The sequence below is a fragment of the Micromonospora sp. NPDC049801 genome, assembly GCF_040656575.1.
GTDB lineage: Bacteria > Actinomycetota > Actinomycetes > Mycobacteriales > Micromonosporaceae > Micromonospora.
In genome coordinates this window covers 37,843-64,433 of record NZ_JBFAMS010000014.1, presented here as the reverse complement: position 1 = coordinate 64,433, position 26,591 = coordinate 37,843, and the positions used below count along the sequence as shown (strand labels likewise).

At 68.6% G+C, this 26,591-nt stretch carries 35 protein-coding genes; 10 read left to right on the top strand and 25 right to left on the bottom strand.

Features of this window, described 5'->3' with window-relative positions; all coding sequences use genetic code 11:
- The first annotated feature begins 71 nt into the window (after window positions 1-71).
- The 7 genes from AB0I89_RS23920 (at window position 72) to AB0I89_RS23890 (ending at window position 6,032) form a co-directional block, all read left to right on the top strand.
- A complete protein-coding gene (locus AB0I89_RS23920; protein ID WP_357130743.1) occupies window positions 72-2,510 on the top strand; it encodes a hypothetical protein in 2,439 nt (812 codons plus the stop codon).
- Window positions 2,507-3,208, top strand: coding sequence for a hypothetical protein (locus AB0I89_RS23915; RefSeq protein WP_357130740.1), 702 nt, complete (start codon window positions 2,507-2,509; stop codon window positions 3,206-3,208). The genes AB0I89_RS23920 and AB0I89_RS23915 overlap by 4 nt, the downstream gene beginning before the upstream one ends.
- On the top strand, window positions 3,205-3,450 hold the full coding sequence (locus AB0I89_RS23910; RefSeq protein ID WP_357130737.1) for a hypothetical protein: 246 nt from the start codon (window positions 3,205-3,207) through the stop codon (window positions 3,448-3,450). The genes AB0I89_RS23915 and AB0I89_RS23910 overlap by 4 nt, the downstream gene beginning before the upstream one ends.
- Before the next feature lie 270 nt (window positions 3,451-3,720).
- The gene (locus AB0I89_RS23905; RefSeq protein ID WP_357130735.1) at window positions 3,721-4,974 is read left to right on the top strand and encodes a helix-turn-helix domain-containing protein; all 1,254 of its coding nucleotides are present in this window, start codon (window positions 3,721-3,723) and stop codon (window positions 4,972-4,974) included.
- Window positions 4,975-5,368: 394 nt separating this feature from the next.
- Window positions 5,369-5,611: a hypothetical protein gene (locus AB0I89_RS23900; RefSeq protein WP_357130732.1), complete on the top strand. Its 243-nt coding sequence runs from the start codon at window positions 5,369-5,371 to the stop codon at window positions 5,609-5,611.
- Window positions 5,608-5,841, top strand: coding sequence for a hypothetical protein (locus tag AB0I89_RS23895; protein WP_357130729.1), 234 nt, complete (start codon window positions 5,608-5,610; stop codon window positions 5,839-5,841). The genes AB0I89_RS23900 and AB0I89_RS23895 overlap by 4 nt, the downstream gene beginning before the upstream one ends.
- Window positions 5,838-6,032, top strand: coding sequence for a DUF397 domain-containing protein (locus AB0I89_RS23890; protein WP_357130726.1), 195 nt, complete (start codon window positions 5,838-5,840; stop codon window positions 6,030-6,032). The genes AB0I89_RS23895 and AB0I89_RS23890 overlap by 4 nt, the downstream gene beginning before the upstream one ends.
- Window positions 6,033-6,405: 373 nt before the next feature.
- Here the strand turns inward: AB0I89_RS23890 and AB0I89_RS23885 are convergent, their stop codons facing one another.
- Both AB0I89_RS23885 and AB0I89_RS23880 read right to left on the bottom strand, forming a co-directional pair.
- Window positions 6,406-6,789: a hypothetical protein gene (locus tag AB0I89_RS23885; protein WP_357130723.1), complete on the bottom strand. Its 384-nt coding sequence runs from the start codon at window positions 6,787-6,789 to the stop codon at window positions 6,406-6,408.
- A gap of 9 nt (window positions 6,790-6,798) precedes the next feature.
- Window positions 6,799-7,146, bottom strand: coding sequence for a hypothetical protein (locus tag AB0I89_RS23880; RefSeq protein WP_357130719.1), 348 nt, complete (start codon window positions 7,144-7,146; stop codon window positions 6,799-6,801).
- An 89-nt stretch (window positions 7,147-7,235) separates the two neighbouring features.
- Between AB0I89_RS23880 and AB0I89_RS23875 the strand changes: the two genes are divergently transcribed.
- Window positions 7,236-7,562 (top strand): hypothetical protein, encoded by a 327-nt coding sequence (locus AB0I89_RS23875; protein WP_357130716.1) that lies wholly within the window; start codon window positions 7,236-7,238, stop codon window positions 7,560-7,562.
- On the opposite strand, the gene AB0I89_RS23870 is transcribed toward AB0I89_RS23875, so the two are convergent.
- From AB0I89_RS23870 to AB0I89_RS23855, 4 genes are all read right to left on the bottom strand, one after another.
- On the bottom strand, window positions 7,559-8,050 hold the full coding sequence (locus tag AB0I89_RS23870; RefSeq protein WP_357130713.1) for a hypothetical protein: 492 nt from the start codon (window positions 8,048-8,050) through the stop codon (window positions 7,559-7,561). The genes AB0I89_RS23875 and AB0I89_RS23870 overlap by 4 nt on opposite strands.
- Window positions 8,051-8,162: 112 nt before the next feature.
- On the bottom strand, window positions 8,163-8,447 hold the full coding sequence (locus AB0I89_RS23865) for a hypothetical protein (RefSeq protein WP_357130710.1): 285 nt from the start codon (window positions 8,445-8,447) through the stop codon (window positions 8,163-8,165).
- Between the two features lie 29 nt (window positions 8,448-8,476).
- Window positions 8,477-9,367 carry a hypothetical protein gene (locus AB0I89_RS23860; RefSeq protein WP_357130707.1) on the bottom strand — a complete coding sequence of 297 codons (891 nt, stop codon included), beginning with the start codon at window positions 9,365-9,367 and terminating at the stop codon, window positions 8,477-8,479.
- A gap of 13 nt (window positions 9,368-9,380) precedes the next feature.
- Window positions 9,381-9,911 carry a hypothetical protein gene (locus AB0I89_RS23855; protein WP_357130704.1) on the bottom strand — a complete coding sequence of 177 codons (531 nt, stop codon included), beginning with the start codon at window positions 9,909-9,911 and terminating at the stop codon, window positions 9,381-9,383.
- An 86-nt stretch (window positions 9,912-9,997) separates the two neighbouring features.
- On the opposite strand from AB0I89_RS23855, the gene AB0I89_RS23850 reads away from it, so the two are divergent.
- Window positions 9,998-10,516: a hypothetical protein gene (locus tag AB0I89_RS23850; protein WP_357130701.1), complete on the top strand. Its 519-nt coding sequence runs from the start codon at window positions 9,998-10,000 to the stop codon at window positions 10,514-10,516.
- Here AB0I89_RS23850 and AB0I89_RS23845 read toward each other — a convergent pair.
- Together AB0I89_RS23845 and AB0I89_RS23840 are read right to left on the bottom strand one after the other, a co-directional pair.
- Window positions 10,513-11,247 (bottom strand): hypothetical protein, encoded by a 735-nt coding sequence (locus AB0I89_RS23845; protein ID WP_357130698.1) that lies wholly within the window; start codon window positions 11,245-11,247, stop codon window positions 10,513-10,515. The genes AB0I89_RS23850 and AB0I89_RS23845 overlap by 4 nt on opposite strands.
- 2 nt (window positions 11,248-11,249) lie before the next feature.
- Window positions 11,250-12,317 (bottom strand): DUF5047 domain-containing protein, encoded by a 1,068-nt coding sequence (locus AB0I89_RS23840; protein ID WP_357130695.1) that lies wholly within the window; start codon window positions 12,315-12,317, stop codon window positions 11,250-11,252.
- 80 nt (window positions 12,318-12,397) lie between these two features.
- On the opposite strand from AB0I89_RS23840, the gene AB0I89_RS23835 reads away from it, so the two are divergent.
- Window positions 12,398-12,625, top strand: coding sequence for a hypothetical protein (locus AB0I89_RS23835; RefSeq protein WP_357130692.1), 228 nt, complete (start codon window positions 12,398-12,400; stop codon window positions 12,623-12,625).
- A gap of 14 nt (window positions 12,626-12,639) precedes the next feature.
- Here the strand turns inward: AB0I89_RS23835 and AB0I89_RS23830 are convergent, their stop codons facing one another.
- The 17 genes from AB0I89_RS23830 to AB0I89_RS23750 all read right to left on the bottom strand — a co-directional run bounded on the left by AB0I89_RS23830 (window position 12,640) and on the right by AB0I89_RS23750 (window position 26,587).
- Window positions 12,640-14,052, bottom strand: coding sequence for a hypothetical protein (locus AB0I89_RS23830; RefSeq protein ID WP_357130689.1), 1,413 nt, complete (start codon window positions 14,050-14,052; stop codon window positions 12,640-12,642).
- A gap of 17 nt (window positions 14,053-14,069) precedes the next feature.
- Window positions 14,070-15,086, bottom strand: coding sequence for a hypothetical protein (locus AB0I89_RS23825; protein WP_357130686.1), 1,017 nt, complete (start codon window positions 15,084-15,086; stop codon window positions 14,070-14,072).
- A gap of 3 nt (window positions 15,087-15,089) precedes the next feature.
- Window positions 15,090-18,764, bottom strand: coding sequence for a hypothetical protein (locus AB0I89_RS23820; protein ID WP_357130683.1), 3,675 nt, complete (start codon window positions 18,762-18,764; stop codon window positions 15,090-15,092).
- Window positions 18,765-18,782: 18 nt separating this feature from the next.
- On the bottom strand, window positions 18,783-19,091 hold the full coding sequence (locus AB0I89_RS23815) for a hypothetical protein (RefSeq protein WP_357130680.1): 309 nt from the start codon (window positions 19,089-19,091) through the stop codon (window positions 18,783-18,785).
- Window positions 19,092-19,192: 101 nt separating this feature from the next.
- Window positions 19,193-19,750 carry a hypothetical protein gene (locus tag AB0I89_RS23810; RefSeq protein ID WP_357130678.1) on the bottom strand — a complete coding sequence of 186 codons (558 nt, stop codon included), beginning with the start codon at window positions 19,748-19,750 and terminating at the stop codon, window positions 19,193-19,195.
- The gene (locus tag AB0I89_RS23805) at window positions 19,747-19,956 is read right to left on the bottom strand and encodes a hypothetical protein (RefSeq protein ID WP_357130675.1); all 210 of its coding nucleotides are present in this window, start codon (window positions 19,954-19,956) and stop codon (window positions 19,747-19,749) included. Before AB0I89_RS23805 ends, AB0I89_RS23810 begins: the two co-directional genes overlap by 4 nt.
- Before the next feature lie 100 nt (window positions 19,957-20,056).
- The gene (locus AB0I89_RS23800) at window positions 20,057-20,554 is read right to left on the bottom strand and encodes a hypothetical protein (protein WP_357130672.1); all 498 of its coding nucleotides are present in this window, start codon (window positions 20,552-20,554) and stop codon (window positions 20,057-20,059) included.
- Window positions 20,551-20,877 carry a hypothetical protein gene (locus AB0I89_RS23795; RefSeq protein WP_357130669.1) on the bottom strand — a complete coding sequence of 109 codons (327 nt, stop codon included), beginning with the start codon at window positions 20,875-20,877 and terminating at the stop codon, window positions 20,551-20,553. The genes AB0I89_RS23800 and AB0I89_RS23795 overlap by 4 nt, the downstream gene beginning before the upstream one ends.
- A 28-nt stretch (window positions 20,878-20,905) precedes the next feature.
- A complete protein-coding gene (locus tag AB0I89_RS23790; protein ID WP_357130666.1) occupies window positions 20,906-21,229 on the bottom strand; it encodes a hypothetical protein in 324 nt (107 codons plus the stop codon).
- Entirely contained in the window at window positions 21,222-21,668 is a 447-nt protein-coding gene (locus AB0I89_RS23785; RefSeq protein ID WP_357130663.1) for a hypothetical protein, read from the bottom strand. The genes AB0I89_RS23790 and AB0I89_RS23785 overlap by 8 nt, the downstream gene beginning before the upstream one ends.
- Window positions 21,661-22,014: an HK97-gp10 family putative phage morphogenesis protein gene (locus AB0I89_RS23780; RefSeq protein WP_357130660.1), complete on the bottom strand. Its 354-nt coding sequence runs from the start codon at window positions 22,012-22,014 to the stop codon at window positions 21,661-21,663. Before AB0I89_RS23780 ends, AB0I89_RS23785 begins: the two co-directional genes overlap by 8 nt.
- A gap of 13 nt (window positions 22,015-22,027) precedes the next feature.
- Entirely contained in the window at window positions 22,028-22,459 is a 432-nt protein-coding gene (locus AB0I89_RS23775) for a DUF6093 family protein (protein ID WP_357130657.1), read from the bottom strand.
- Window positions 22,444-22,851, bottom strand: coding sequence for a hypothetical protein (locus AB0I89_RS23770; RefSeq protein WP_357130654.1), 408 nt, complete (start codon window positions 22,849-22,851; stop codon window positions 22,444-22,446). Before AB0I89_RS23770 ends, AB0I89_RS23775 begins: the two co-directional genes overlap by 16 nt.
- Before the next feature lie 35 nt (window positions 22,852-22,886).
- Window positions 22,887-23,354, bottom strand: a complete 468-nt coding sequence (locus AB0I89_RS23765) for a hypothetical protein (RefSeq protein ID WP_357130651.1) — start codon at window positions 23,352-23,354, stop codon at window positions 22,887-22,889.
- A gap of 2 nt (window positions 23,355-23,356) precedes the next feature.
- The gene (locus AB0I89_RS23760; RefSeq protein ID WP_357130648.1) at window positions 23,357-24,595 is read right to left on the bottom strand and encodes a Mu-like prophage major head subunit gpT family protein; all 1,239 of its coding nucleotides are present in this window, start codon (window positions 24,593-24,595) and stop codon (window positions 23,357-23,359) included.
- A 13-nt stretch (window positions 24,596-24,608) separates the two neighbouring features.
- Window positions 24,609-24,965: a DUF2190 family protein gene (locus AB0I89_RS23755; RefSeq protein WP_357130645.1), complete on the bottom strand. Its 357-nt coding sequence runs from the start codon at window positions 24,963-24,965 to the stop codon at window positions 24,609-24,611.
- 2 nt (window positions 24,966-24,967) lie between these two features.
- Window positions 24,968-26,587, bottom strand: coding sequence for a hypothetical protein (locus AB0I89_RS23750; protein WP_357130642.1), 1,620 nt, complete (start codon window positions 26,585-26,587; stop codon window positions 24,968-24,970).
- Window positions 26,588-26,591: the final 4 nt, after the last annotated feature.

The following is a 26,591-nucleotide window of genomic DNA, read 5'->3' as shown; positions in this document are numbered from 1 at the left end:
GCGGGCTGGGCTACGTGCCCGGCCCGTGCCGTGAACGCCGGAGGTTCGGCCTGTGAGGGGAGATGACGACCATGACGTTGAAGACTGAGATGAGGCCGACTCCGCTGCCGCGCCGGGAGTGGAGGGGTAAGGGCCCGCGTCCGCCGGAGGGTGCGGACGGGTGGTCGACGCTGTGGCTGGACGCCAGCGGGATGCCGCAGCACAGCCCGTATCCGGTGCCGGTGGACGAGGACAATCGGCGCACAGCACATGAGCGGTTCGCCTGCTCCCGAGGCAAGATCGAGATTGAGGTTGAGGTAGACGGCAAGCCCGTCAAGCAGGTTGTGGCGTGCGACCAGACGATGTGGCTGTTGCCCGGCGAGAAGACCCGTTTCTGCCCCGACCACGGCTGTGAGATGAGCGCCGAGGCGACTTCCGCGAAGACGTCCGGATTGCCGTGGGGCAAGGTGTGGGACGTCGCCGATGAGCGCGTTCGGGTCGCCGCGGTGACCGCCGCCGCCGGTGTGGTCGGTGCGGTGGATGATGTCGCGGATCTGCCGTGGTGGGGTGACGCCGCAGAGTTCGCGGCGATGCCTGCCGTGGTGTGGTCGTCGTGGTGGCTGACCCGCTGGTGGTTGACGCGTGCGGAGGCGAAGAAGCCCGGCTTCGACCCTGACGATCAGGTGGCGGGAGCCCGCCGCCGTCGGAAGATCGCACGTCGTGCCCGTATCGCCGCCTACGCGGCCGGTGCCGCTGTCGGTTGGGAGCGCATCGCCGACCTGGCCGACTGGACCACCACGTCCGGTCGGGCCGTCGTCGGCATGGCCGCGCTCGCAGGACTGGGTGTGGTGTGCTCCCGCCCCTACCGGGCGTACGTGGACGGCCACCGCAAGACCACGCCCGTTGTGGAGGACGCCCCCGCTGTGGAATCCGCGGCACCGAGCACCCCGCCGGGGATGCGCGCGGCAGCACGGTGGGTTGCCGACGATCCGAACGGGGCGGTGCCGAACACGATCCTGCTGCCCGAGTCGTACCGGCAGGTGGTCGGCGGGTGGGGCATCATCATCCGCGCCACCAAGCCCGGCGCGGTCGCCATCGACATGCTCACCGACCAGTCCGCGAAGGGACGCCTGCGGGTCATTGCCGGCACGTTCGGCGTCAACCGCAAGTACTTCAACTTCGTGGAGCAGGACGACCCCAACGATGTGCTGATGCTGGTGCAGCCGAACCCGCCGCTCGCTCAGGCGAAGGTGTGGGCGGGGCCCGAGTCGATCGACGTCGACAAGGGTGTCGCGTTGACCGGCTACTACATCGATGGCAGCCCCATGTTCGAGCCGTTCTACAGGTATGGGTGGGGTGCCCCGTCGAAGATCGTCACCGGCACCACCGGGTCGGGCAAGTCGGAGAACCTGCGCAAGCAGCTCGTCATCGAACGCTACTTCGCCTACGACGACCCGGGCACCGGGCAGAAGCGCGGCCTGTATGCGAGCTTCCTGCACGACTTTAAGCAGTTCGAGTCGTACGGGGAGTTCCGGCGGGCGGTGCACGCCGCCGGCTCCACCGTCGAAGACGCGTACATCATGAGGGACGCGCTCATCCGTGAGATGAACCGCCGCTACGACATGCTGGCCTCCCATCAGTGGGTCGACAAGAAGGGCCGGCAGCGTGAAGGCGGCATCAGTTGGGATCCGCGCGTCCACGGCCCGATCCTGTCGTGGACCATCGACGAGTTCCACGAGATCGCCAAGGACAAGGAGTTCATCGGCCCCCTCGAACTGCTGGCACGCAAGATGCGCGCCTGCGGTATCCGCGTCGTCATCGGCACCCACATGGGCACCCTGGGCGACACGGGGTCGCGGGGTTTGCGGGACATGCTGGCCGGCGGGTACGCCCTGTTCGGGCGCACCACCGACAGCCTTACGTCCGTCGTCACCGGCGGCACCCTGACCGCCGATCCGCGCCAGTTGCCGAAGCTGCCCGGCATGTGCCTGGTGGCCGACGGTGAGCAGCAGACGATGCACGCCCGGCAGTCGTACATTCCGTCGGACGAGGACGCCCCTGTCAACGTGTATGACCTGCTTTTCGACGACAACAACGAGCCGATCGGCTTCCCGGCGGTGCTGCCGCCGGAGACGTTGGAGGTGTTTGGCCCGGAGTGGGTGGCGTGGGCTGAGGCGGGCAGGCAGTTGGGTGGTCGGCCTGCCGGGACTTGGGCGTCGGGTGCGACGGCGGAGGCGGTGCAGACGGCGACGGCCGGTGACGCGGATGTGAAGGGCGCGAAGGAGGCGGTGGCGTCGATCCTGCTCGCCAACGGCGGCCCGATGGACATCGACGCGATTGACGAGGCGTTGAAGCCGATGCGTGCCCGGGGTGTGCGGTGTCAGACGTCAATGGCGCGGAAGGTGCTGCGGGAGCTGGTGGAGGAGGGCTTCGCGTTCAAGCCGAAGCACGGTTCGTATCAGATCAACGATCACGTGCAAGAGGATCTGCTGTCGCAGCTTCATGAGGCCGCTGAGGATGCCGAGCAGTGACCGCCCAGCGCCACAATCGCTTGCCGCGCCAGCGCCCGCCAGCCGGTGAGCGTCGCCAACGCGCCGTGTACGGCATCATGACCTTGGACGTGGACCGGCAGGGGATTCCGATCCCCGGCGCCGCACCGGTGGTTGGGTACATCGGCCAGTCCCGGCAGACGGTGTGGCAGCGGGAGCAGCAGCACCGTGATGAGCAGCCGTTCGCCGACATCATCGTCGGCGGGTCGTGGACGATCGAAGAGGGTTTCTGGACTCAGCAGGAGTTGGACGAGCGGGAGCGGCGTCACATCCGCAACGGAGTGGTGCTGCTGCCCGGTCAGAAGCCGCAGCGCCCGAAGTACAACATCGACTTCAATCGGGAGAACCCGGACCGGATTAAGCCGTGGGAGGCGGTGGCGCACCGTCAGGCCCGTGAGCCGGGATGGCAGCCGCCGGTGAAGGGCGCGCGTGTTTCCCGCCAGCGTCGCACCGCCTTGGCGGCGAGTAGTCCGACGGCTGTCACCGCCTGGGCGTGGGAGTGGACACCCGAGCGGATCAAGGCTGCGGTGTGGGCGGTTGCCGTGTTAGCGGTAATCGGCTGGGTCGCGTCTCTTCCGGTGGCGACTTGGTATGACGGGGTCGCCTATGTGGCGTGTGTAGCGTGCACGGTCACGGGTCTCCGTATGCCGGGGAAGCGTCGTCGCAGGTCCCGCCGGTGACGACGTGGCAGTGGGAGGCGTACGGCCTCGACGGTGACCGGATGATCGTCGACACGCTCACCGACCCGTTCGCTGGCACCGTCGGCGAGGCTGCGGATATGGCGATGGCGCAGTTGATGGTGCGCGCCCGGCCTGATTTTCGGCGGCTCGCCGGGTGGCGGGTGCGGGCCTGGGTGGATGGCGCGGAGGCGTGGGCGTATGCGGATGACTGGTTGCGCACGGTGGAGGCCGTGGGGCGCTAGCCTGCGGTTATGCACCCGCCGCATCTGTTGACGCCCGGCGTGACGTGGGTGATCACCCGGCATCTTGGGCCGTTCAAGCGGTGCGTGTGGGGCATGGTGGACCTGGCTGACGCAGCACGACAGTCGGCCGCCCTTGACCGGCGGCAGGAGCGGTAAAGAGCCCTCCGGCGCGTACACGCCCACGGTTGCCAGTCGCGGGTAGCGTGGAACTTGGCGGGCCGTCGGGGTAGAGGCCGACTGCCCGCCCCCGACCTCTACCGGGAGCCCTCAATGACAGGCAGAAAAGCCGCCAAGCAGACCATCGGCGAGAAACTGAAGCGTCACCGCAAAGCCCGCCGGCTCACCCAACAACAGTTGGCCGAACGGGCCGACGTCAGTATTGAGATCGTGCGGAAGCTGGAACAAGACGTGCGCCGCTCAACCAGCCTCGCCACCCTGCACGCGCTCGCCCGCGCCCTCAACGTGCCCACCACAGCGCTCATGGGTGACGCCACCGAAGCCGCAGCCCGCGCCGAACCGGACCACCGGCCGCTGTCACTGGCAGCCATCCGCCGGGTCGTCGCCCCCGTACGTGGGCTCAACGGAACGCTCCTCACCTCGCCCGTCGGCGACCCGCCCACCCTCGACGTGCTTACTGGACGGTTACGCGCCGCCGACCGCACCTACCAGGGCAACAACTACGCGGAGGCGCTGTCGGTTCTGCCGCCGCTACTCGCGGATGTCCGAGCCGCCGTCGACATCGCCACCGACCGGGACCGGTCGGCCGCGTACGCGCTGCTGGCCCGCACCCAACACTTGACCGGGAACCTGCTCATCCAACTACGGGCGGGTGACCTCGCGCAGACCGCCCTGACGGGGGCGCTCGACGCTGCCCGCCAATCCGGCGATCAGGTGGTGTCCGGGACCGTCATCCAGGGCATGTGCTGGCTCCTCATGAGGCAGGGGCGCCTGGCCGAGGCCGCCGACCTGGCCACCACCACCGCCGACCAGATCGAACCTCGGTTCTCCCGCGCCACCCCGGGGGAGCTTGCTGCCTGGGGGTGGCTGCTGGTGGGTGGTGCTGCCGCGTTCGCGCGGGACAACCAGCCCGACCGTGCGGTGGACCTCGTCGACGCGGCGCAGGCCGCCGCCGTTCGCATCGGGGAGCGGGCACCGGAGCCGGGGCATCTGATGATGGTGGGCGGGTTCGACGCGGGCAGGGTGCAGATGGCCCGGGTGGAAAACGCCGCCGTGGCTGGCGACCCGAGCAGGGTGTTGGATCTGGCGCGGCTGGTCCCGCCGGGCCCGACACCCGTGGGGTCGAGTTGGCAGCGGCACCGCCTCGATGTGGCGTGGGCGCATGCGCAGCGCCGCGAACACCAGGACGCGACCGGCGTGTTGGTGGAGTTGCGGCACCTTGCGCCGGCGTGGCTGCGGCAGCAGAGGTACGCCCGGGACATCGTGAACACGATCGCCGATGGGCGCCGCAGGGCCATGACGGAGGATTTGGCGGATCTCGCGTCGGTGGTCGGCTACGCGCCCTGAGGTCGCACGCTGTGTACCACTCTGGCCGCTGAGGGTGGTTAGCGGTACGTGGGGTACCTCCCTTTTGCTCGATGTGACAGCCATCCTGAACATGTCAGTACATGTTGCTGACTGAAATGGCGCAGCCGCCCGCAGACGGGTCGTCGGGGGTGGTTGTAGCCGACCCGAGGTGTGGCGGCCGGGGCAGACCCCCAGCCTGACCGGCCGCCACCCCACCCATCAGGGGGCGTGTCGTGGACTTGTGGCGGATGCACAACGGGCGCACGGTGCGCGGCAGCGATCCAGCACCGAGAGGCGCGGGCGCGAACAGCCGAATGGACGCCGAGCATCTGTTCGCGTCCGGCACTGCCTGGGTTGCCCGCAACCGCGGCCACCGCTATCCGAGGCGGCTGCGGTGATTGTCGAAGCGGATGTGCCGCGCGGTACCCGACTGATCCTGCTCGCCCACGAGATCGAACCTAACCCGACGAACCGCGACGAGGTGGTGTGGGCGGTGGCCGTGCACCGGGAGGCGGGCGGGTTGGCGACGTTGCACGGGCATGTGTGCGGGCCGGACGGGGAGTGCGCGGCGGGCTGGTGTTTCGAGGCGCAGGTGACGGTGGCGGCGATCAAAGCGAACCTTGACGGTGCCCGGTGACCGCGCCGACACCCGAGCAGGTGGCCCGCTGGTGGCGGATCCTCGACGAGCATCAGCCGCGCTACGGCAGGTGTCCCATCTGCGGCACCCGTAGGTGTTGGGTGCGGGCGGGCGCGCTGGCTGACCTGATCGCCAACGACGTGTACTACCTCGGCGCGTTCAACTCCACCCCCGTGGATACGTCCGGCGGCAACACGACCGTCGGCGAAGTTGAGGGAGCACGATCGTGAGAAAGCCTGCTGGCGTGTGGTTCAAGAGCAGCAAGTCCGGGCCGAACTGTGACAACTGCGTGGAGGTGCGTGACGGCCAGGTGGTCGACGTGCGGGACACGAAGGACCGTCAGGGTCCGGTGTTGACGTTCTCGCCGGCCTCGTTTGCCGTGTTCGCGGTGGCGGCTGCTGGCGGCCAGTTCACCCCCTGAGCGATACTCCACCCGACGGAACCGGCCCGGACTCTCCCCCGTTGAGTCCGGGCCGGTTCCGTTTCCGCAGGCCAGGGGTATAGAAGCATCGTGGATCGTGAGCATTGGCGGGCGCTCGCGGCACGGCATGGACGCTGCGACGCGGAGCCCCGCCGATGCCGGGACTGCGCCGCCCGATGGCCCTGCTGGTACAGGCTGCGCGCCGACGGCGCGCTCGGCGACCACCCGTGGCTGATCCCCACCCGACCCTGAACACGAAAAAGGGGGCCGCCCTCCCACTTCGGCCCGCGTGGCGGCAGGGCACAGAGTGGGAGGGCGGCCGAGGCGTCGCCGCTGGGGAGAGGGAACGACGCCAGATCGTGGGGGCGGAAGGTCAGGCCAGTCGTTCCGTCGCCGTGCCGTCGATGACCTTGCTGCGGACTACGCCGCCCTGGATCGCCGACTGCTGCATGCGGGTGTCCCGCAGAATGCCGAAGTAGAAGACGACCGCGAGGCCGAAGTTCACCAGCGTCGCGTAGGCGGCGTCCGCGAAGTTGAACGCCACGTGCGCGTCGAGCGCGAGAAGCCACGCTTCGAGGAACGTCTTCACCGCCGCCACCGCGTACAGGACGAGGCCCTTGCGGAACGCCGACCATGTGGTGCGCATGAACAGGGCGGCGATGATCGGCAGCAGGAACGTGAGCGCCAGCGACAGGACGCCCGCCAGGGTGGGGGCGAACAGGTAGGTGGGCAGTTCGGGCAGGATGACAGAGTCCATGACCCCTCCTCAGGGTTCGGGTGTGATCTCGATGAGGGCACTGCGCGGCCCCGGATAGTGCTCGTTCGCCCAGCCCTGCGGTTGGATCTGAAAGTCGATCGGCAGGCCGGTCATCTGCTGGCCGAGCGTGGCGAACGCGAGGGTGACCGCGCCGAGCTTCGGGTTGGTCTCGCTGCTGGCGTTCTTGCCGAACAGGACGGCGAACTCGTCGTCCGGCAGGATCAGCCGCACGTCAACGTCACGCCACTGCTTCGAGTTCAGCGACGATCCGACCTGGTAGGGGACGTGGCCGAAGTAGTCGCGGACGATCACGCCGAACTTCGTCAGCCAGATCCCGGCCGGCATGCCCGTGCTCATGAAGCCCTCCGGGGATCTTGGATGTAAAGGAAACCGCCCGAACCTTTAAATCGGGTCGGCGGAATGAAAGCCGCCCTACGATCGGCGGCGTGGCAGACGACGGCGAGCGGGTGGACCCGTGGCTGCTCACCGGCCTGCGACGGCTACGCCGCTGGCAGCACGGGCACACCGCCGGATACGGGGCCCGGCATCTCACCCTCGGACAGATGGGCGACGGTCGTTGGCTGGCCGAAGACTCCGACACCGCGCGTGAATCCCGCGCCTACCTCACCCGGGAGCGCGCAGAACGGCAACTAGCCGAACTGATGTGGGACGGCGACTGGCAGGAAGTGCCCGCCGTCATCGACGCCCGAGGGAGCGCCGACGGGTGGGTGCGGCGGGGCGGCGCGTGGATGCGCGACGATCCCGCCAGCTAGCAGGACTGCGACGGGGGAGGCGGCACCGGATTCTGCCGACGCGCCACATCGTTACGCGCCCGGATGGCGTTGTTCTCCACCCGCGCCGACGCCGACTCCGCGCGCACCTGGGCGACCTCCGTCCGCACCTTCAACAGGTCGCGGAACGCCGCCTGCGTGCCCGCCTCATCACTGCGGGCCATCGCCATCAACACACGATCCAAGGCGTCATCAGCGCGGGCCGCCGCCTCCCGATCCCGGTCGTTGATGCGCCGGTCCGCCTCATCAACCGCACGGTCCTCCGTTGCTGCCTGCGCTCTGGCGGCCGTCGACCGGGCCGAAGCGTCCGCGTACTGGGCGAGACACGAACTGACCCGGGCGTACCCGAACACGAGCGCCCCGATCAGCAGCGCATACACCACCATGCCGGCGGTGATGGCCCGCACCGACCCGGGAGTGCCCAGCCACCTCCACACCCGGCGGGGGGCGAGAGCTTCCGGCACCGTCATCGGGGATCTCCTTGCTGCCTCGTGGTGTGCAGGTAGGCGCGGCGTACAGCCCACCCGATCGCCCAGTAGACGCCTGCGCTGGCTGCGGCGAGCAGGACATAAACGGCCGGGGTCACGGCGCTGACTCCGAGGGTTGCGGCGGCTGCGGCGGCTGCGGCGGGGTGGGTTCCACGGGGCTACCTGTACCCGATCCTGGGCGTGTCCATGGCGTGTACAGCGCCGAATAGGGGGCGAGTGGGATGCCCCAGAACCAGAACGGGGGGAGGCTTTCGAGGACTTTCGCCCCGGAGAGGAACAGTTGGGTCACGGCCGCGCCCGCGTAGATCACCCAGATGGCCAAGACCAGCATCATGATCAGGTCGCGGACCTGCTCGGGCCGGCTGCGGGCGGTGGTCACGCGGGCCCCCGTATGAGTAGTTGGGCTAGTTACTCGGCGACCAGACGTCGGGCGAGTTCGTCGGCGACCTGCCGGGCGATGCTGGGTGGGATCGCGGCGGCGATCTTCTCCGGTGTCAGCGACGCCAACACGCCCTGCACGATGGCGTCTTCGTCGGTGAAGTCCTTCCCGGCGAGCCCCGTCAACAGGGTCTGCACGGCGGTGAGCTGCTTACCGAGCGCCGTCAGCGACGGGAACGTCTGCTGGTGGTCCTTGCCGAAGACCTCGTCGGTGCCGTTGGTCAGCCGGGTGTAGACCTGTCCGATCGGGTTCCGGCCGTCCAGCACCGTCAGGTTCTTGTGCACCGTGGCCAGCCAGTTGTGTTCCTCGGGGGTCATGTCGTCGTCCTCCGTCGGGAGTCCCAGCGCGATCGAAAGGATGCGCTCCATCAGGGCTTTGTTCCGGCAATGCCGGCGGTCAATCGTCAGGTGCCAATGCCAGAGGTGACTACTGTCGGAACTGGCCGCCCGGTCGGCGACGTTGTCCCACCCGTCGACGATCCGGTCGCCGTCGACGTTGCCGTAGAACTCGCGGACCTCGTCCAGCCGTCCGGCCTTCATCGCCGCCAACAGCCGCTTGCACTGGGCGATCATCTGCATGTCGGAGCCGGGCGTGAAGTCCAGGCCGGCGACGTGCCGCTTCTGCTCGGCCGTCAACCCCGACTGCACGGTGTAGGTGCGGCTGGTGCAGTACCGCGACCGCTCGATCCACTCCTGCGAACGGTGGGCGCCGCGCACATGCGCGTTGTCGCCCTTCGACCCGAACGCCGTGCGGGGCCGGTTCGTGCGGCGGCACAGTTCGTCACCCAACCAGTCGATCTCGTCGGTGACGATTTCCCGCGTCCAATACGACTCGGCCTGCAACTGGGCGTACGTGGCCATTGGCGGTGCCTCCTTAGAGCGGGATCACCAGCACGGACAGGTTGGTGTGCACGTTGTCTAGGCGGATGTCGCCGGTGCTGCCGGTGGGGTACACCCGCTGGGCCTGAAGCTTGAACACGTGGTTGCCGGAGCCGGACAGCAGGCCGGAGGTTTGCTGGCTCTTACCGCCACGCGGCGATCCGCTGGCCGCAGCCACGTTGCCGGGGTTCCAGATCGCCTGGGCGGTCTGGGCGACGGTGTCGACAACAAGCTGACAGATGGCGGTGATGTTGCCGGCGGTCATCAGTTGACCCGCCATCGTCCACGACGCGAAGTACACAGCGGCCGACGTCGGAACGTTGATCGTCACCGTGGTGCCGGCCAGGTCCGTCTGGGTGTTCGTCAACGTGTACAGCGACGACAGCGCGCCGTTGCCGACCAGTGGGCGGCGGACCAGCATGGCGGCGTCGACCGCTTCGGCGAGCTGCTGACCGAGCAGTGGTCCGTTGGGCGCGTCGCTGTCGGTCTGGTAGGGGAACGCGAAGTTCGCGGTGGTGCCGGGCATGCGCGCCTCCTGAGACGGGTGGTGAGGGTGGGCTACCGTCGGCCCCGAGGCGATCCCGGGGGGTGACAGTGAGGCGAGTCGTTGCGATGGGCGTGATAGCCGCACTGCTTGCGGCTGCTGCCGCCGCCGCCTGGCTGAATGTGCTCGCCGGACAACCCGCCGACGCCGCCGAGCAGGCCGTATACAAGCCGCCGGCCGTGGAGATCGACCAAGGGGTCGGCGTCACGCACGCGCAGGTGGCGGCCGAAATAGGGCGGATCGTCAACGACCGCCGTGCCTGGCACGCCGACTTCGATCAGTGGACGCTGCGGATTGTTGAGCCGGGCATCGGCGGAACGCAGGGCCTCGGCGGGCACATCGGCATGGCCTACCGGGACGACCACCTGGCTTTGATCACCGAGGACGCGTGGATGACCCTCGGCCCGAGGTTCGCGAAGGTCGGCGGCACCCTCGCTGATCAGCGGGCCTGGATCGTGCTACACGAACTGGGGCACCTACTCGGCTACGCCCATCAGGAGTGCCGCGGCGAGGGGCCGGCGCCGGTCATGCGAGCCATCAACTACCAGCTCGGCGCGTGCGCCTACAACGTGTGGCCGAACCCTTAGAGCGCGAACACGGCTATCTCCCGCTCGCGGAACGACACGCTTGGGGTGCCCGAGCCGGTGACCGTGTACATGCGGTACTTCATGGTGAACGTGTTCGAGCCCGGGGTAAGGCCGGTGAACAGGTGATGCTTCGACGCGGTGAACGTTTCCGCCTCGTTGACCGGGTTAACGTCATGCCCGACGCCCCACTGCGGGCTGGCGCTGATTGACGTCGCACCGGATACGGCGACGGATGCGTACGCGCCGAGGCCGTCCGGAACCGAGCCAGCCCACGCTGTCTCCACACCGAACATGACCAGGGCTTTGCCGCTGCTGCTGATGTTGACCGTCACGGACGGTCCGGCGCTGACACCGGCGAGGTCGGTGTACACAGGGGTCGGTGCGGTGAGGGTTCCGGTCGAGTTGTCGACGGCGGCGACGATCCGGGAGGACACCAGGCGCAGGGCGGATGCGGCTTCGGGGGTGCCGGGGATGGTGAGCCTGCCGAGGACCGCCCACGAGCCGACGGCGCTGCCTGCGGCGAGGATGCTCACCACGTCGCCGGCCGCCAGCTGGGCGGCTTCGTTGGTGTTGAGGACGGGCAGGTTGTCGACGAGCACGCCAGACACTTCGACCGTGTTCTCCGCTGTGGTCTGGTTCCAGGCGCGGACGATGCCTTGCCGTAGTGCCAGTCCCGTGGTGGGTTGCGGGGCGAGGACCGGGGTCAGGTCGTCGGATCCGTAGGAAGCCACGCTTACACCTCCCCAAGAAGTACGGCGGCCTGTTCGCGGGTTGACGCCGTGAGGGCGTCGGCGACTGTCAGGGGGATGCTCAGGCGGTCGATGACGTGCAGTTCCGACCGGCCCGGGTAGGTGACGCGGATCGGGTCGTCGGGCTCCAACGCGGGGTTGGGGACGGCCGTCAGATCAACGCTGTAGGGCAAGCCGACCATGCGCGCCAGAATGGTTGCGGCGGCGGCGCGGGCGCGGGAGACGCTGGTCAGCAGCGGCGAGTTGTAGAAGTAGGGCACCTTCCCGAACGGGCCGCCCCAATAGGTGGGGGACAGGGGGTTGGTGTCGACGACAACAGCACGGGCCGGGTAGGCGGTGTCCGCCCCTTCTCCGGTGGCCACGACGGCGTTGTATGCGCCCTCACGGGTGAGACGCCGGCCCATCTCAACGAGCACCCCGCTGGCCCCGTGGTTGACCTCCCACACGGGGCTGCTGGCGGGGGTGGAGGTACGAATCACGAGGACGCCCCGGTGATCCCACCACCACGTTTTGCCCGCACTGGTGACGACCTCGTTGCAGACGGCGTAGCGGTCTTCCTCGGCGATGACCTGCCTGCCGATCTGATCATCGCGGGCGGCCACGTCGTCCCATTCGATGGTCGCCCACGGGTAGATCTCGGCCACGAGGGCGGTGAGCAGAGCCCCCCGGGTGGTGGCGGCGGGGAAAGGGCGCGGTGCTGTCAGGCGGCCGTCGACGATGCCGGACATGCGGTCACGGGCAGAGATCCGGACGGGTCCTGACGGGGCGTCGTCCTGTTCGGTGGTGTTGATGCGGTGATAGCCGAGCGACACCCATTCGGTGGTGCCGTTGCCGAAGGCGACACCTCGGCGAACGAACACTTCGTTGCCGTAGGGGGCGAGCAGGGAACCCGACCCGGTGGGCCACATGCCGGTGCCGTCGGTGGTGAGTTCGAGGGTGGAACGAACGTCGGCGGTGCCGTCGAGCTGCACGTCGCCGTCGAGGATGGTGATGGTGGTGCCGTCGGGGTCAACGCCTGTCTGCCCGGGGGCGACAATCCGGGCTTCGAACACGGCCCGGTGACTGCCCCGGACGGTGCGCAGGAACGCGTCGGTGATCGGGCGCACGGGTACCTCCCCGTACGATCAGTGACGTGACCGATGTCAGCTCGCCGAACCGGCCGACCCGATACGTGGTCGTCGGGGACGTGGTCCGCGAGGCGCACGCCTGCGAGTTCATTGCCGTCGAAACGGCTGAGTCCGTGCTCTACAGGTGTCAGAAGACTTTCGGCGACGGAACAGCGTGCGGATCGATCTCCGACCACTGGCCGGTGGAGGCCATCAGCTTTCGCGTGTATCGGTTGGCCAACGCGCTGGCTTGAACTACTGGACGGCTCTAGCTGACGATCACCTCAGTGCCGTCGCCGATGAGTTCTTGCAGATCCGCCCACGTCGGGTGCGCGGCCAAAACCTCAGCCCACGTCGCGTAAGCATTCAACACCGACTGCCAGGTTGAGGTGGTGCCCACAACGTCCGGGCCAGGTGCCGCGACCTCCGTCAACGGCAGCGAGAACACCCGCCACTCCAACTCGGCCGTCGGCGGTGTCACCTCCCGGCTGTCACCCACCAGAACATACCCGCTCGGCACCGCCGAGATCCGGCCCGCGTTCGGGGGCACCTGCACCAGCAGCACGTCACCCGAGGCGAGCAGCAAATCCAGGTCGGAACGCTCCTTATCGCTGTACGTGTTGACGTCCAACGTCCACTGCCGGGAACCCCGCACGTCTGTCACCGCCACCGGCAGCGATCGGCCTTTCACGTCGAACACCCCGGCCCGGGACCGGCGGCCGACGTCCGAGTAGTCCCGCACCACTACCTGCCGGTTCAGGAACGGTCGGGACAGCGACTTCAACCAAACCCCGCCGAGCGGCGGCACAATCGACCCCGAGAACAGGTTGCCCACCCGGTAGTAGTTCACCGTGTCAGGCGTGAACTCGTAGTCGTCCAAGCGCAGCACGCCAGCGTCGGGCACCATCTCGAACCCGCCGCGCACAGTCGTCCACCGGTTCTGGTCCGTGGACCGCTGCACCGTCAACGTCGGAATCACCGTCAGGCCGTCGTACTGCACCGCCACCGGCAGCGTGTTCGTGTTCCCCGGCGGCAGCAGCGACGCCACCGTCACCGCACCCGACGGATGCGACGCGTCAGTAACCTCGACCTGCCAGTTCAGCGGCGGCGTCAGACCATCGCGCCACACCTTCGCCCGCAGCGTCGACCCTCGGGTCTGGACGTCGAACACCAGCGCCGTGCCCGGCACGTGCGTCTGCCCCGTCGCCGCCGCCTGCAACGTGCTCTCCACGCCGCCCAGAACGCGGATGAGCATCAGGTCGATCGCGCCAGAGGTCTGGATGTGCACCCGGGCCGCGTAGTAGTTCAGGGCGTCGATGTAGCGGAAGTCGACTTGGTGGCGCAGGTACAAGCCGGTCGGGCTCACACTGACCTTGGCCAGCATCAGCAGGTCAAAGTCGGCGTAGTCCACGTCCAGGCGATCCCGGAACAACGTGTTCAACGCGTTCACCGAATGCTGCCCGACGCTGCCGTTGACCGAGTGCTGGGCGGCGGTGCCGTCGGTCACCGACCACACCTGGCCCGTGTCGGCGGTACCCCACCCGGCGGACACGGTGCGGCCGAAAGCGTCGGTGGCGCGCAGACCAGACAGGTTGATCCGCACCCGCGACAGGACCGGGTCGTACACCAGCGGGCCCGTCGTCGGCGGGGCCAGCGGAATACTGCCAGCGGGAATCGGCACAGCTCACCGCCTTCCGGTCACGTGAGCTGGGTCCAGCCGGTGTTGCCCGTGCCGGAGCCCTTCACCCACAGCTGCCCATTCGACCCGTCCGTGCGCATGTACAGCGACCCGACGGGCGCGGTCACCACCGACTGCGGGCTGCCACTGCCCGACCGGATCGTCGGCGCGGACGCACCCGTCCCGACATAGATCATCCCGGCCAGGTGCGTACCGCCGGCGTTGTCGATCCACCAGATCGGCACCAACCCGGCAGCGTCCGAGTACACGATCACCGGGTTCTCCCACTTGCCGGTGATCCGCACCGCCTGCTGCAACTGGTTCGCGCCCGACGCGTTCGAGATCGTCACGCCGATGGTCTGCTTGCCCGTCGGCGCCGCGTTCGGCACCAGATCCACATGCAGGCCCTGAAGCGACGCCGCCACGTCCGCCTGAAGCCGGAAATGCCCACCCCACAGATTCCCGCCCGCAGCACCCGACGGCGCGGTCACATCCCCGATGAACAGCCCCGCCTCGCCCGGACCGCGGTGCACGATGCTCGCCCAGTGCGCGTCGATGTTCCCGTCGCCCGTCTTCGTGGCCGTGCCGCCGAACATCTTGCTGTACAGGATGCTCGGGGTGCTCGCGCCGGACGCGTCGTCCCAGCCGTCCACCGCGTACACCGAATCCCAGTAGCCGTACCGGTACGGCCGGCCCGGCTCCCACTGCGGATCCACCACGGCGAACGGGCCGTCGAAGCGGGCGTTGTTGTCCGCGTCGACCGGCCACACCGGGCCGTCCTCACCAATGCGCACCCACACCCGGTCAGCGCCGTCGGGGAACCAGAACGGCGGCAACTGGCCGTAGCTGTCGGTAATGACCCGCGAGTTGAGGATCGCCCCACCCGGCGTGGAGCTACCGTCGTAGGTGCGAATGTCCGCGAGCACCGTCCCGGCGGCGTTCGCGTACACCACCGCGGTCGCCTCTGCAGCCGGCGTTCCGTCCTCGAAGTGCTGCGCCTGGCGGGAGCCCGCATCCGGGCCAATCAGCCGAGCCATGCTCTACCTCCCCGCCCCGGCACCCACACGCCGTTTCAAATCCCGGTCACGGTCGCGGACAACCCGCACGATGCGGCCTTCCAACTGCTGGCCGTCGATCTCCACATAGACGTGGGTGTCGCCCTGGCTGACCTGCACTTGGCCGCCGCCCCCGGACTGCTGGTAAGGCTGCCCGGTGATCGCCGATCGGGGCACCACGGCCATGCCGTGCCACTCCATGGCACGACGGCCGATGCTGATGGCCCGATCCCGGTCGCCGACCTTCGGAATGAACGCCTCGCCCTGCGTTTCGGGTTCGGCGATCATGTACCGGCCGGGGTTGCGGGGCGTGAACACTGCCGCTTCTCGCAGCAGACCCGTGGCCGCCTTCGCGTACGGGCCTTCGTGGACGCCACCCCAGCGGTCCCGGCGTATGGTGCCGCCGGGAACTTTCAGATCACCGCTGCTGGTCCACCGCACCGAACCCTCAACGTAGATCTTCTGATTTTTCAGTTCATCGATCTTCGCCTTGAGGACAGCGATGGCCGCCTTCGCCTCGGTGGTGTTAGCCCAGAACGGCACCGTCTTCGACGGCGGCACCGTCTTCACCACGAAGTTGAAGTCCTCCACCTGCTTCTTCGCCGCCGTTGCCCCCGGCGCCGACACTGCTGTCTGCTTGAGCGGCGGCATCTTCGCAAGCGAGGCGAGCAGAGCCTCAATCTCGGCGTCAGTGAGGTTGGTTTGCTGCAACACTCCCCGCAGGATGTTGACGTGCCCGTTGTAGGCGGCGGTGGCCTCCTGCACCGACTGGGTTTCGTCGTAGCGTTTCTGCGCGGCCTCGGCGGCAGCCTGCGCGGCCCGGCCGACGGCGATCCGGTTTTCGATAGCCGCCCGCGAGTTCCCGGCAACCGTGTCCTTGTTCCGTTTGAACGCCTCACGCACGTCGTCGATGGCGTCGATGGCGGACAAGGCGGCCTCGTCGGCGTCCAACTGCACACCGTTGAGGGTTTGCCACGCCCGCGTGTACGACCCCATCGTGGTCATGGCGTCCTGCACGCTGCCGTTGAGCAACTGCTGTTTCGCACCCACGGACCCGGCGGCCATGTCGGCGTCCTTCAACGCCTGCTCGTAGGCGGGGAACAGTTTGATCAGCTCGTCGGCGTTCATGCCCGACTCTGACAGGATCCGGTTCCACGCCTCGAACGACGCCGTCTTACCCGAGGTCTCCACCAGCCGGGCCAGTGACTCGTCCAACGCCTTCACGTTCTCGGCCGAGCCCGTCCACGATCCGCCCCAGAACACCTCGTTCAGCTCGCGGGCACCGGGCATGATCGATTCGATGGCGCGGCCCAACTTCGGGAACCACGAGTCACCGGCGGCCCGCACATCCTGGCCCACGTCGCCCAGGTCGTCACCGAAGATGCGGGTGGCCTCACCGGTGACCTTGCCGCTGACCGCGTACTCCTGCAACGCCTTCGTCAGCCGCTCCACATCGGGCGCGGCAGCACGGAACTGGTCGAACACCACACCGGCTGCCTGCAAGGCGATGAACGCGCCAGCCGCCCGACCAGCCCACTTCGTGGTGGACTCCAACCCGCGCCCGGCCACAGCACCCGCCGGACCGAGCCCGCCGAGCTTGCCGCTGAACTTACCCACGGCGTCCTGCGCCCGACCAAACACCGTCACCACACGGCTACCCAGAATGGTCAGGGCGGCCCCGGCAAGGATCACCGCCTGCACCCCGTCCGGCAGGTGGCTGAACAGTTCGGCCAGCTCGCCGACCGTCTGCGCGCCCACCTTCAACACGTCGAAAAAGAGTTCCACGGCGGCGCGGGTACCCGGGTCAGCCAGGGTCTCACCGAGGGTTTCCCCGAGCACCAGCAGCACCTCAACGGTGCCCTTGATCGCCGCATTTCCGGTGGCGACGATGCCCTCCACCGAGCGCATGTCGTGCGCTTCGTCGTTGAACTTCGCCACCGCGTCAGCCATGTCCCGCAGCAGCGTGGAGCCCTGCCGCATGCCGCCGATCCGCCCCACAAGGACGAACACCTCACGTGTCAGATCAAGCAGCGCGTCAGCCTGCTCGGCGGCGTCAGCGAAGAACGCCTCCAGGTTGCCGTTACGGGCCGACCGGTCCACCCACGCGTTGAAGTCGTCCACGTACTGCAACAGTGAGTCACCGAAGGCGTCCACAAACGGGGCGCTGCCCGTGAACAGGTGCGCGAGTGCCTGACCTGTCGCCGGGATCCGGGCATTCACCTTGTCGAAGAACCGGTCCGACGACGCCAGCGCCGCATCCAGGCCGGTCAGGAACCGCTTGTCCCGGCCCAGGCGCAGCACCTGCGTGAACGTGTCGTTCCACGTGTCACCGAACCGGATGACCTGCTTGCGGGCGAACGGCAACGCCACCTGCGCGGCGTCCCGCAACTCCGTGTTCAGGCCGGCGAATACCCGATCCTGGGCGAGCTGCTGCAACCCCACCAGTTGGGGCTTGATCCGGGCGATCTCGTCCACGAACAGTTTCGCGTTCTTCGACAGCTTGTCGTAGGCGGTGGCCGCTGCGGCGGCACCACCTGACGCGCCGCCGCCGGCCGCTGCTGCCGACTCCCGCGCGGCAGCCAACGCGTCGGTGGCGTCAATGACTGCTTCGGCGGCGTCCTGCTGCCGGCGCAGGGCGGACTGCACCTGCTCCGATCCTTCAACACCGGCCTTCGCCGCCGCCGACTGATCCTCGCGCAGATCCTTCGCCCGAACCGACACCTCCGTCATCGACTGAACGGCCTCGTCGTACGCCAACTCCGCCCGCCGCATGTCACCCTCAGGCACCAGGCCGGGCGATTCGGCGTTGACCTCCCGCAGGTGGTTCAGTTCGGCCTGCGCCTCTTCCAGCGACAGGGCAGCCTCACGCTCATCCAACGCGACCCGGCCGAGGGCGATGCGCATGTCCCGCAGTTCGCGGGTGGCTTCCCGGCGGGCCCGGTTCACATCCAGTTGGGCTAGCCGGGACTCACGCTGGGCATGAGCCAATCCACGTTCGGCGGAGGCGATAGCGCGTGCGTTCGCCGCGCTGTTGTCCCTACCACCGCCGCCCCCACCCCCGCCGCCGCCACGGGCGGGAGGGTTGAACACCTCCCCGATCGCCGACCCGACACCCACCCCGCCGAGGGCGAGCGTGGCGAGCGATGCCGCAGCACCAGCGGCCAGACCGGGAATCGCGGCGAGACTCCCGCCGATCGCCGTCAAGACCGGCGGGACACCCTGCAACGCGGCCGAAGCGGCCGAAGCGCCGCCAGCAAGGATGAGGAACGCCCGGCCACCCGAAGACACCGACCCGAGAGAACCGGCGACACCGCGGCTTGCTGAAGAACCCAGCCGCCGCCCTTCGGAGGCGAACCGCCCGTCTGCCGAACGCAGCCGACCCAACGCGTCACGAGTGAAACTGTCACCGAACACCCGACCGCCAGCCTGCCCGGCTGCCGCGAACCGGCCCCGGGCGTTACGTAGCCTGCCGTCGGCCCCGCGCACCAGACCGTCACCGAGTCGCCGTCCGGCATCATCGCCCGCCCTGCCGAGGGCGCTGACCTCCGCCTGGGTGGCTTTGGCTTCGTCGCGCATGCGGCGGACCTCGGTCGCCCCGTCGCGCATGTCCCGCTTGAACTTGGCGAGTTCGGCGACGAACTGCACCGCGATCCGCCGCACCCCGCCACCCCCGCCCGATCAGATGGCGTTGCTGGGTTTCGGGGAGCCCCGGCGCACGCGCACCACCCTCGGGATGAGGGCGCGCTTGTCCTCCGGGTCAGGCTTGTGCAGGCGCATAGCCGTGGTGACCGCGCATTCGGCGGGAGTGATCGGCCAGTAGATCCACTGGGCGCGCGGGTTGTTGCGGTCGGCGTCCTTCGACTGGCACACCTCGGACGGGCCGCCGCAGTGGGGGCACACGTCAGCGTCATATTCGGCCAGCGCGAGCATCCACCCGCGCTGCTGCTCATCCCACGCCGACTCCACCCACTCCGTGGAGCGCACCATATTGCCGTCGGTGTCGTACTCGTATTCGGTGACCCGCTCGGGGGTCCACCCGTCGAATTCGCGCAGCGTGATGTGCTGCCGTCTCGCGGCACGTACCCGAGCTAGGAGGCCCGGGTCTGCCGTGAGACGGCGAACGAGTTTGGGACGTCAACCTTGCGGACGTTCAGGGCGAGCGCCGTGTTTTGCAACTGGGCGAACTGCCATTCCGTGATCCGCTCATCGAGCAGATCTGCCCACGTCTCATCGTCCAGGTCGTCGGGGCTGTACGTGCTGGCCCGGATCAGGGCGACCATGAACGTGTCGACGTTGTAGCCCAACTGCTGGTCTTCGTCGTTGTCCTTACGCGGCGGATGCTGCTTGATCAGCTCAGCCCACACCTTGCGGGACAGGGCGCGCATGCGGAACACGATGGTGTCGGCGCGCATCTGGTCCTGCACGGCGGTGATCTGCTCACCGATGGCCTTCACGGCAGCGTCACCGGCAAGGCGCTTGTCCTTCGCCGCCGCCATTTCGGCGTCCGCCAACTGGCGGTGCAGATCCTCCCACTCGGCTTGCAGGTCACCGCGCAGGCAGATGTCGACAGTGCGTTCGGGGAGTTTCGCCGCCGCCAGCCGGTCCTTCGTGCTCGGCGGTGGTGCCGCCTTGGTGGCTCTGGTCACGACAGTCCCTCCACCGCTCGCACGATCGCGTCCGGAAGTTCGGTCCGCACGGACTCGGGCATGAGTACCAAGCCCAGTACCGGACGGTTGTTCTCCCACGTGATGCGCAAACTGTCCGCTCTCACGGCAGCAGAGATGTCGACGCCGTTGACGATCAGGCGGTATTCACCGCGCTCGCCAAGGGGTGCAATCACGATATTTGACATGGTCAGCCCTTTTCGTTCAGCCCTTGGACATGGTTGAAGGCGGTGTGGGCTAAGGGCTGAAGAAAGCCCACACCGCCAGATCAGGGGAGTCGCGGGAGGGTTAGACGACGACGGCGTCTTGCACGACCGGGCCGGTGATGAACGGCTTCTGCGTCACCGTCAGCACCGAGTTCGACGTGCCCGGGTTCTTGCGCCGCCAGCCCATCTTCGCCGGGTAGACATCGACGATGTCCCCCGTGGCAACGGCCTGGTCGAACGGCACACCCACGCGAGCCACGAAGAAGCCCGTCGTCAGCCGCGTCAGGGCGAGGTACAGCTCGTTGTCCGCCGGGGAGTCCGGGTTGTGCACGTACGACACGTTCAGGCTGTGCTGAAGGCGCCCCGGCTGCTCGTACGTCGACACGGAGCACAGGCGCTCATCGGCGACAGTCTGCTCATCCGTTTCGGGCGACCAGCCCTCGGCGGTCAGGTAGCACGACGCGTCGATGACGGACCCGGAGGTCAGTTCGGCGACGGTTGGGTGTTCGGGGTCCGCGAGGACAGGCACCCACCAGACGGCCTGGTTACCGTCCGCAGGCACGCTCGCCGGCTGGGTCATTGCTGCTCCTTGCTGGTGTCAGCCGGCACATCCGCCGGGGTGTTGGGGGTCTTGCGCTGGCGGGTGGAGCGCTCACCACTGTTGGTCTGCTCCCCGTCGGGCACCTGACTGGTGTCGACCTCACCGCCGTCGGAGGTCGCATCCGGGCTGGGGGTCCGGGCTCGCCCGCCCTTCCCGACGAACGGTTTCGCCGGGCGCGGCCCCACCCGGGGGCCCTCGATGTCCGGCCACCGTTCCGGGTCGTTCACCGGCTCCACACCACGACGGCGGGCCAGCGCGCTGGCCTCGATATCGAAGGTGTGACTCGTTTCGGTGTCGCGCACCCTGATCCACTTCGGCACGGCAGCCCCCTCAGCGCTTCGTCACGATGCGAGTCACGGTCGTCGTCGACGACCACGTCAGATGCGCCAGCCGATCCGCCGGATCCCGGTACACGTCCAGCAGTGGAATCGACCACAACTGGCCCGCCGGGATCGTGAACGCCTTGTCCGGCGCCGCCACCCCGTACGTGGTGTTGCCCGGAACGGCGATCGTCAGCGTGATCGACGACCCGGAGCCGTTGTTGACCAGCAGCGAATAGCCGGAACCGCACTTCGCGGTGTCACCGGAGGCTGCCGCAGCGAGCGCAAGGTTGACACCCTCGTAGGAGGGCGTTCGGACAGGAATCTCAGCCATCGGGGCTCCGTGATGAGTGCAGAGTGAACAGGGCGAACGTGAAGTACGGGGCGTGGCCGTCGGGGGTGCGTGCCTGCTCGTCCCGCTGTGGTTGTGGTGGCCCGGCGGCTTCCGGCTGCTGGGTGATCAGCGAGCAGCGTCGGCCCTCGATGACGGGTCGTCGGCGGTGCAACATGGCGGACGCCCGATCCAAGGCGGTGATCGCCTCGCGAGGGTCCCGGCCCACCGCCGTCAACTGGGTGGTGGTGGTGACCTCACCGCCGTACCCGTTCAACGTGACCGTCGGCCGGGTGGCAGGCGGCGGCCACAGGATCAGGTGCGGGTACTCAATCGGGCCGTCAACCTCGTCAACCTGGCCGATGTGCACCTGATACGGCAACGGTTCCAGCAGGGCGGCGAGCCCTTCGGCGTGCGCCCAACCGACATCAGTGTCAGCCATCGAGCACCTGCCCGGCGATCTTCTCCGCGCCCGCGTAGAACATGGGCTCCACCACGTCAGCGGCAGGGTTAAGGAACGGCTGGGGGGCCATGCGCGAGGTGCCGTGCTCGACGAAGTGGGAGTACGAGGCGGTTGGCCCCGTTTCGCCGGTAATCACCGCCGAGTCCGGCCCGCCGTCGAAGTCTGACGAGATCGACGACCGCAGGTGACCGGTACGGACGGGCGCACGCGCCTTCGCTAGATGCTCGGTCCGCAACGTGGACGACCGCACCAGGTCGTGCGCATCCCGCCCGAGCTTGTCCCCGGCGTCGTCCATGTCGTCGGCGAGCCGGTCAAAGTCATCCACCGACGCACCCCCTCTATCGGGTTGTCGGCTGCCTCAACTGGCAGGTGAGATCCCGCTGCCACGAAATGGAGGACCCGGACACGGCGGTCACTGTCAGGCCGCGGCCCACAAGGTCAGGGTTCGTGGCGGTGGCGGTGAGCGTCACCAGGTCGTTGGTTTGGTACACGACCGCACCGACGGGCAGGGTGATGCGCACATCAGCGAGCGGGGTGGTGGTGTCCGCGACCACCGGTTGCCCGGCTGGTGACAGGTACTGGTAGCGGCACGGCCCCTCATACAACAGGGCCGGCGGCGGGTACACGTTCTGGCCGGCGGCGTCGTCCCACACGGCCTGCTGCGCCGGACGCTCCACCCGGCATTCGGCGGTGGCCTGCTTGTCGGCGACCGGACGGTGATGGGCCTCAAACCGGGGGTGGATCAGGTACGTGTTCAGTAGCGGCACCATTCATCACCCCACCGGTAGGCGGCGTCCGGGTCGAAGTACCGGTAGACGGCGTCCGGGTCGAAGTCCGCCACAGAGATCGCCCACGCGTCAGCACCACCCACCACATCGTCGGTGTCCTGCCGCGCCTGATCCCGCAACGCTTTCGCCTGCGCCCGCAGCTCGGCGGCCACCGCCGGCCCGTCGGTGCTCAAATCCTGGGTGGTGATCTTTTTCGAGATCAGCAGCTCCGAGCGGGCGATCGTCTCCAACGCTGCGGCGGCGGCCCGTTTCACCCCACCTTCAAGGGTGAAGAACGCTTCGATTTCCGTGTCGGTGAACAGCGGATCAGCTTCGTTCATGTCGGCGATGAGTAACCGCACCAACCCCACCGGGGTCGTCAGGTCGATTGGCATTCGCACCCCTCCCCACCTGCGCGGCTCGCAACGGACTAGCCGTCGGCGCTGATGACACCGGCCTCCACGCAGGCGTTGACGATGTCGTCGCGCCCCGCATCCGGCGGGTACGTGACCTTGGCGACGTTCGCGAACACCTGCCAGGCGTCCAACCCGGATCCCTTGCCGCGCCGCGGTGGCGGCGGCGGCAGTGGCTGGCGGGCGTCCGGCGCCGGTTCCGTCACCTCAACCGGGTCTGCGTCGGTGTCGTCGTCGACCGTGGGTGGTTCGTCCGCGGACGGTTCCGACACTGGCACTGACTGCTTGTCGGGGCGGCGCTCGGGTGCCGGCTCGCTGACCCGGATCGGATCACCCGACGCCGACCCCCCGCCGTCCGCCGAAGCGGGGGCAGGGAGTCGGGCGTCGAGCAGATCCGCGATGTCCCCGAGCGTGTCGAGGATCGCGGCGAGCCACGGCCCGTCAGTGCCGAACGGAGTACCCAGGTTCGGGCGGGGCCGAGCCATCGTCAGGCCCCGGTCCCGTTCGAGGCCAACGCGCTCTTGCTGTCCATCAACGTGCCGCCGAGGACGTGACGCACCCGGTACTGCACCGAGTCATGCTCGAAGTCGCCCTCTTCAGGTGCCACAGGCCCGCCGCCGACGCGAATCGCGTTGGGGCTCTTGACCCACAACTCGGGAGTCTCGTGGCCAATGAGGAACCCGATCTCCATGGCCGGGCGGCCCACCTGCGGGTCCGCGAACAGGTACCACGAGGTGTTGCCGGAGGTGGTGTTCACGATCGGCAGCCACGGGTTCACGACGACACGGACGCGATTACGCATCCAGTTCGTCACCCGAAGCTGGTCGTTGCCGGTGCCGGGACCGCCACCAGACGCGGCGTCGATCTCCGTCGCGTTGATGATGTTCATCGCGGGAACTTCCAGAGCCGGCGGAACAACGAGGGTGACGCCCTCGATGTAGATGGGACCGCCGTCGGTGTCCTTCTGCTGGCCGAGTACCTGCATGCCCTGCTGCACGGCACCGATGGTCAGCGCCGGGTTCGGGGTGACCGTCGACCCCACGACCGTTGAGTTGATGACATTCCGGTTGGCCGTGGAGAAGAAGGTGCTGTTCGGGCCGGCGCTGTCCGAGAACAGGGCGGCAGCGAACCGCTCCTCCGTGCGCCGGGCGGCGTTACCGAGGCGGGTCGGCAGGTCGGTGAGTGCGTCGAGGTCGTCGTTGACGATGGTCTCCCACGACACGGCGATCTGGTCACCGAACTTGGCGACCGCGTACTCGTACGAGCCGTCGGCGACCTTCCGCACCTTGTACGGGGCGAGTTCCTTCACCTGGTTCAGGACGGCCTCACCGCCGTCGAGGGTGTAGCGCCGCACGGTGCGGAAGTCGCGGACCCGACCCCGCTTGGCGAACATGTTCCACTGCACCGGCCGGGTCTGGTAGGACGCCAGGAGCTGCCGGTCGATGATGTCGCCGAACAGGAACGTGAAGTCCGCCCGGGACATGGCCTCCTGGAAGGCCAGGGCGGCACGCCGGTCACCCTCGATCATGCCCCGGTACAGGCGGGTGAGGCCGACGAGGCGCTGCCGGTAGTCGCGGGACTCCTGCCGCCGCTGACGGCGGTTGCCGGACAGCAGCACGCCCTCGCTGCTGTAGATGGCGTTCGTGGCGGCACCGTCGGTGCCGGCCTGGAAGGTGTCGAGCTGACCCAGCGTGTGGGAGCCAGCGTCGAGCAGAGCGGTAGTCATGTGCGCTGGTCTCCTAGTAGCCGACGCGAACAGGGATGGTGGTGGTCGCACCGGAGGCGACGGGGGCCAGGGCGTAGCCGAAGAAGACCCCGTTGGTGGAGTCGACGTTCAGCGGCGGGGTCTGACCAGCCTCGTAGTACACCTTCGAGCCGAGCGTGATCGCCGCGTTGCCGCCGGAACCCTCACCCTTGACGGACAGGTCGAACACGCCGTTGAGGGCGACGGTGGTGACGTTGTTGGTGTCCTTCGGCGTGAGAGCCACGCCGGGGATCTGGTTGCACAGCACCGGGTCACCGGACTGCGGGGTGGTGGGAGCCGAGCAGACCAGGGGCAGCGTCTCGGTCCACATGACGACGGTGTTCTTGGCCATGATCAGGCACGCCCCTTCGCGGCGATCTTCGCGGCCTCAGCGGTGAGACCCAGAGTCTTGGAGAAGAAGTCGTCCAGCTCGGCGGCGAACCCGTCGTCCTGCTGCGTCGACTCCTGCCGGGCGGCGCCCAGGCCGTACGGCTGGCCCACACCGGCGGCTTCCAGCGCCTCCGCGCGGGCGGCCCGCACGTAGGTGGCCTCATCGGTGATCGCGGCGGTGATCCGCTCACCGAGGGCGGCGTCATCCACCACGCCCTCGGCGGTGGTGGGGACGTCGGCGAGGATTCGGGCGGTGACCCGGGGGCCGATCTGCGTGGCCACGTCGGCGTGCTCCGGGGCGCGCAGCGCGGCGGACACCGCCTCCGCCGCGCGGCCACGGTTCCGCAGCGCCGTGTTCTCGGACTGCTGGGTGCTCAGGGCGGCCTGCACTGTGGTGAGCTGCTGCGTCAGCGGCGCCAGGGCCTCCGCGAGCGCCGCAGCGACCGCGGCCTGCACGTCCACGCGCGGCTGAGCGGCCTCCGCCGCCGGGGCAGGCGGGGTGGTGGGGGCGGTGTCGACGACCGGTGCCGTCCCCGCCTCAACCGGCGCGGTGCCGGTCGTGGTACCCGACATGTCGGGTCCTCCTTCGATGGGTGGGTTGGGTGCGGTCGGCGGGGCGCCGTCCGTCACGGAGTGGGGGGCCGCCGTTGCGGCCTCGGGGGCGGCGGCCGGTGCGGTGTCGGCCTCGCCGGGGTCGGGTGCGGCCTCAGCCGTTGACGCCGCCTCGGGCTGCGGCGGCTCATCCCACAAGTCCCGCTGGAACAGTTGCGGGGCGTCGGCCTCAACGCGGGCCACCCACGCCTGCAACGCGTCGCTGATCGCCGCAGACAAGGTGATCCGTTCGTCGCGAGTGAGCCGGCCGTCGCCGTACAGTTCGTCGCCGATCTCGGTGAGCCGCAGGTGCAGCCGCGATTCCAGCCACTGGCCAACGTTGCGGGCCTCGGCGGCCGGGACCTGATTGCCGACGGATTCGAGGACGGACACGATGCCACCCCCAGCCGCTGGTTTGGTGACGAAGTCAACGGAGCGGCCCTCGGGAATCGACTGGACGATGAAGCCTTCACGGCCGTCGCGTTCGCCGTGCTCGCCGGTCACCCAGGCGCGGATGGACATGCCGATCGTGTCGGCCATGTCAGTGATCGCTTCCCGCCACGGGGCGAACAGGCGGGCCTCAGCCATCAGCGACTGTTCGGCTTCGTCCCACCGCGCGGGGGTGGTGGTGACGGCGGCAAGGTTGCGGATGCTGCCGGAGGGGCGGGCGGCGTCTTCCTCGTCGGTGGCGTGGTCGACGTAGCAGAGCGTGCCGGCGGGCCAGGCGGCTGGGCCGTCACGGCGCAGCACCTCGGCGGGATACAGGTTCCCGTTCAGGCTCCACCCACTGCGTATCAGGCGGATAGCGAGACGGCCTGGGGCGGTGACGGTGGCACCGGATGCGTCGGCTTCCCGGACGGTGATTCGTTCGGTGGGCGCTTCGACGGTGGGCGCGGACTCGGCGACGGGGCGGGTGCGCAACGCCGTCGCGAACGCTTCCTGCGAGTAGCCGGTTGGTGCGGTAACCCGTACGGGTAGGGGCCGTTCGGGCATGGGG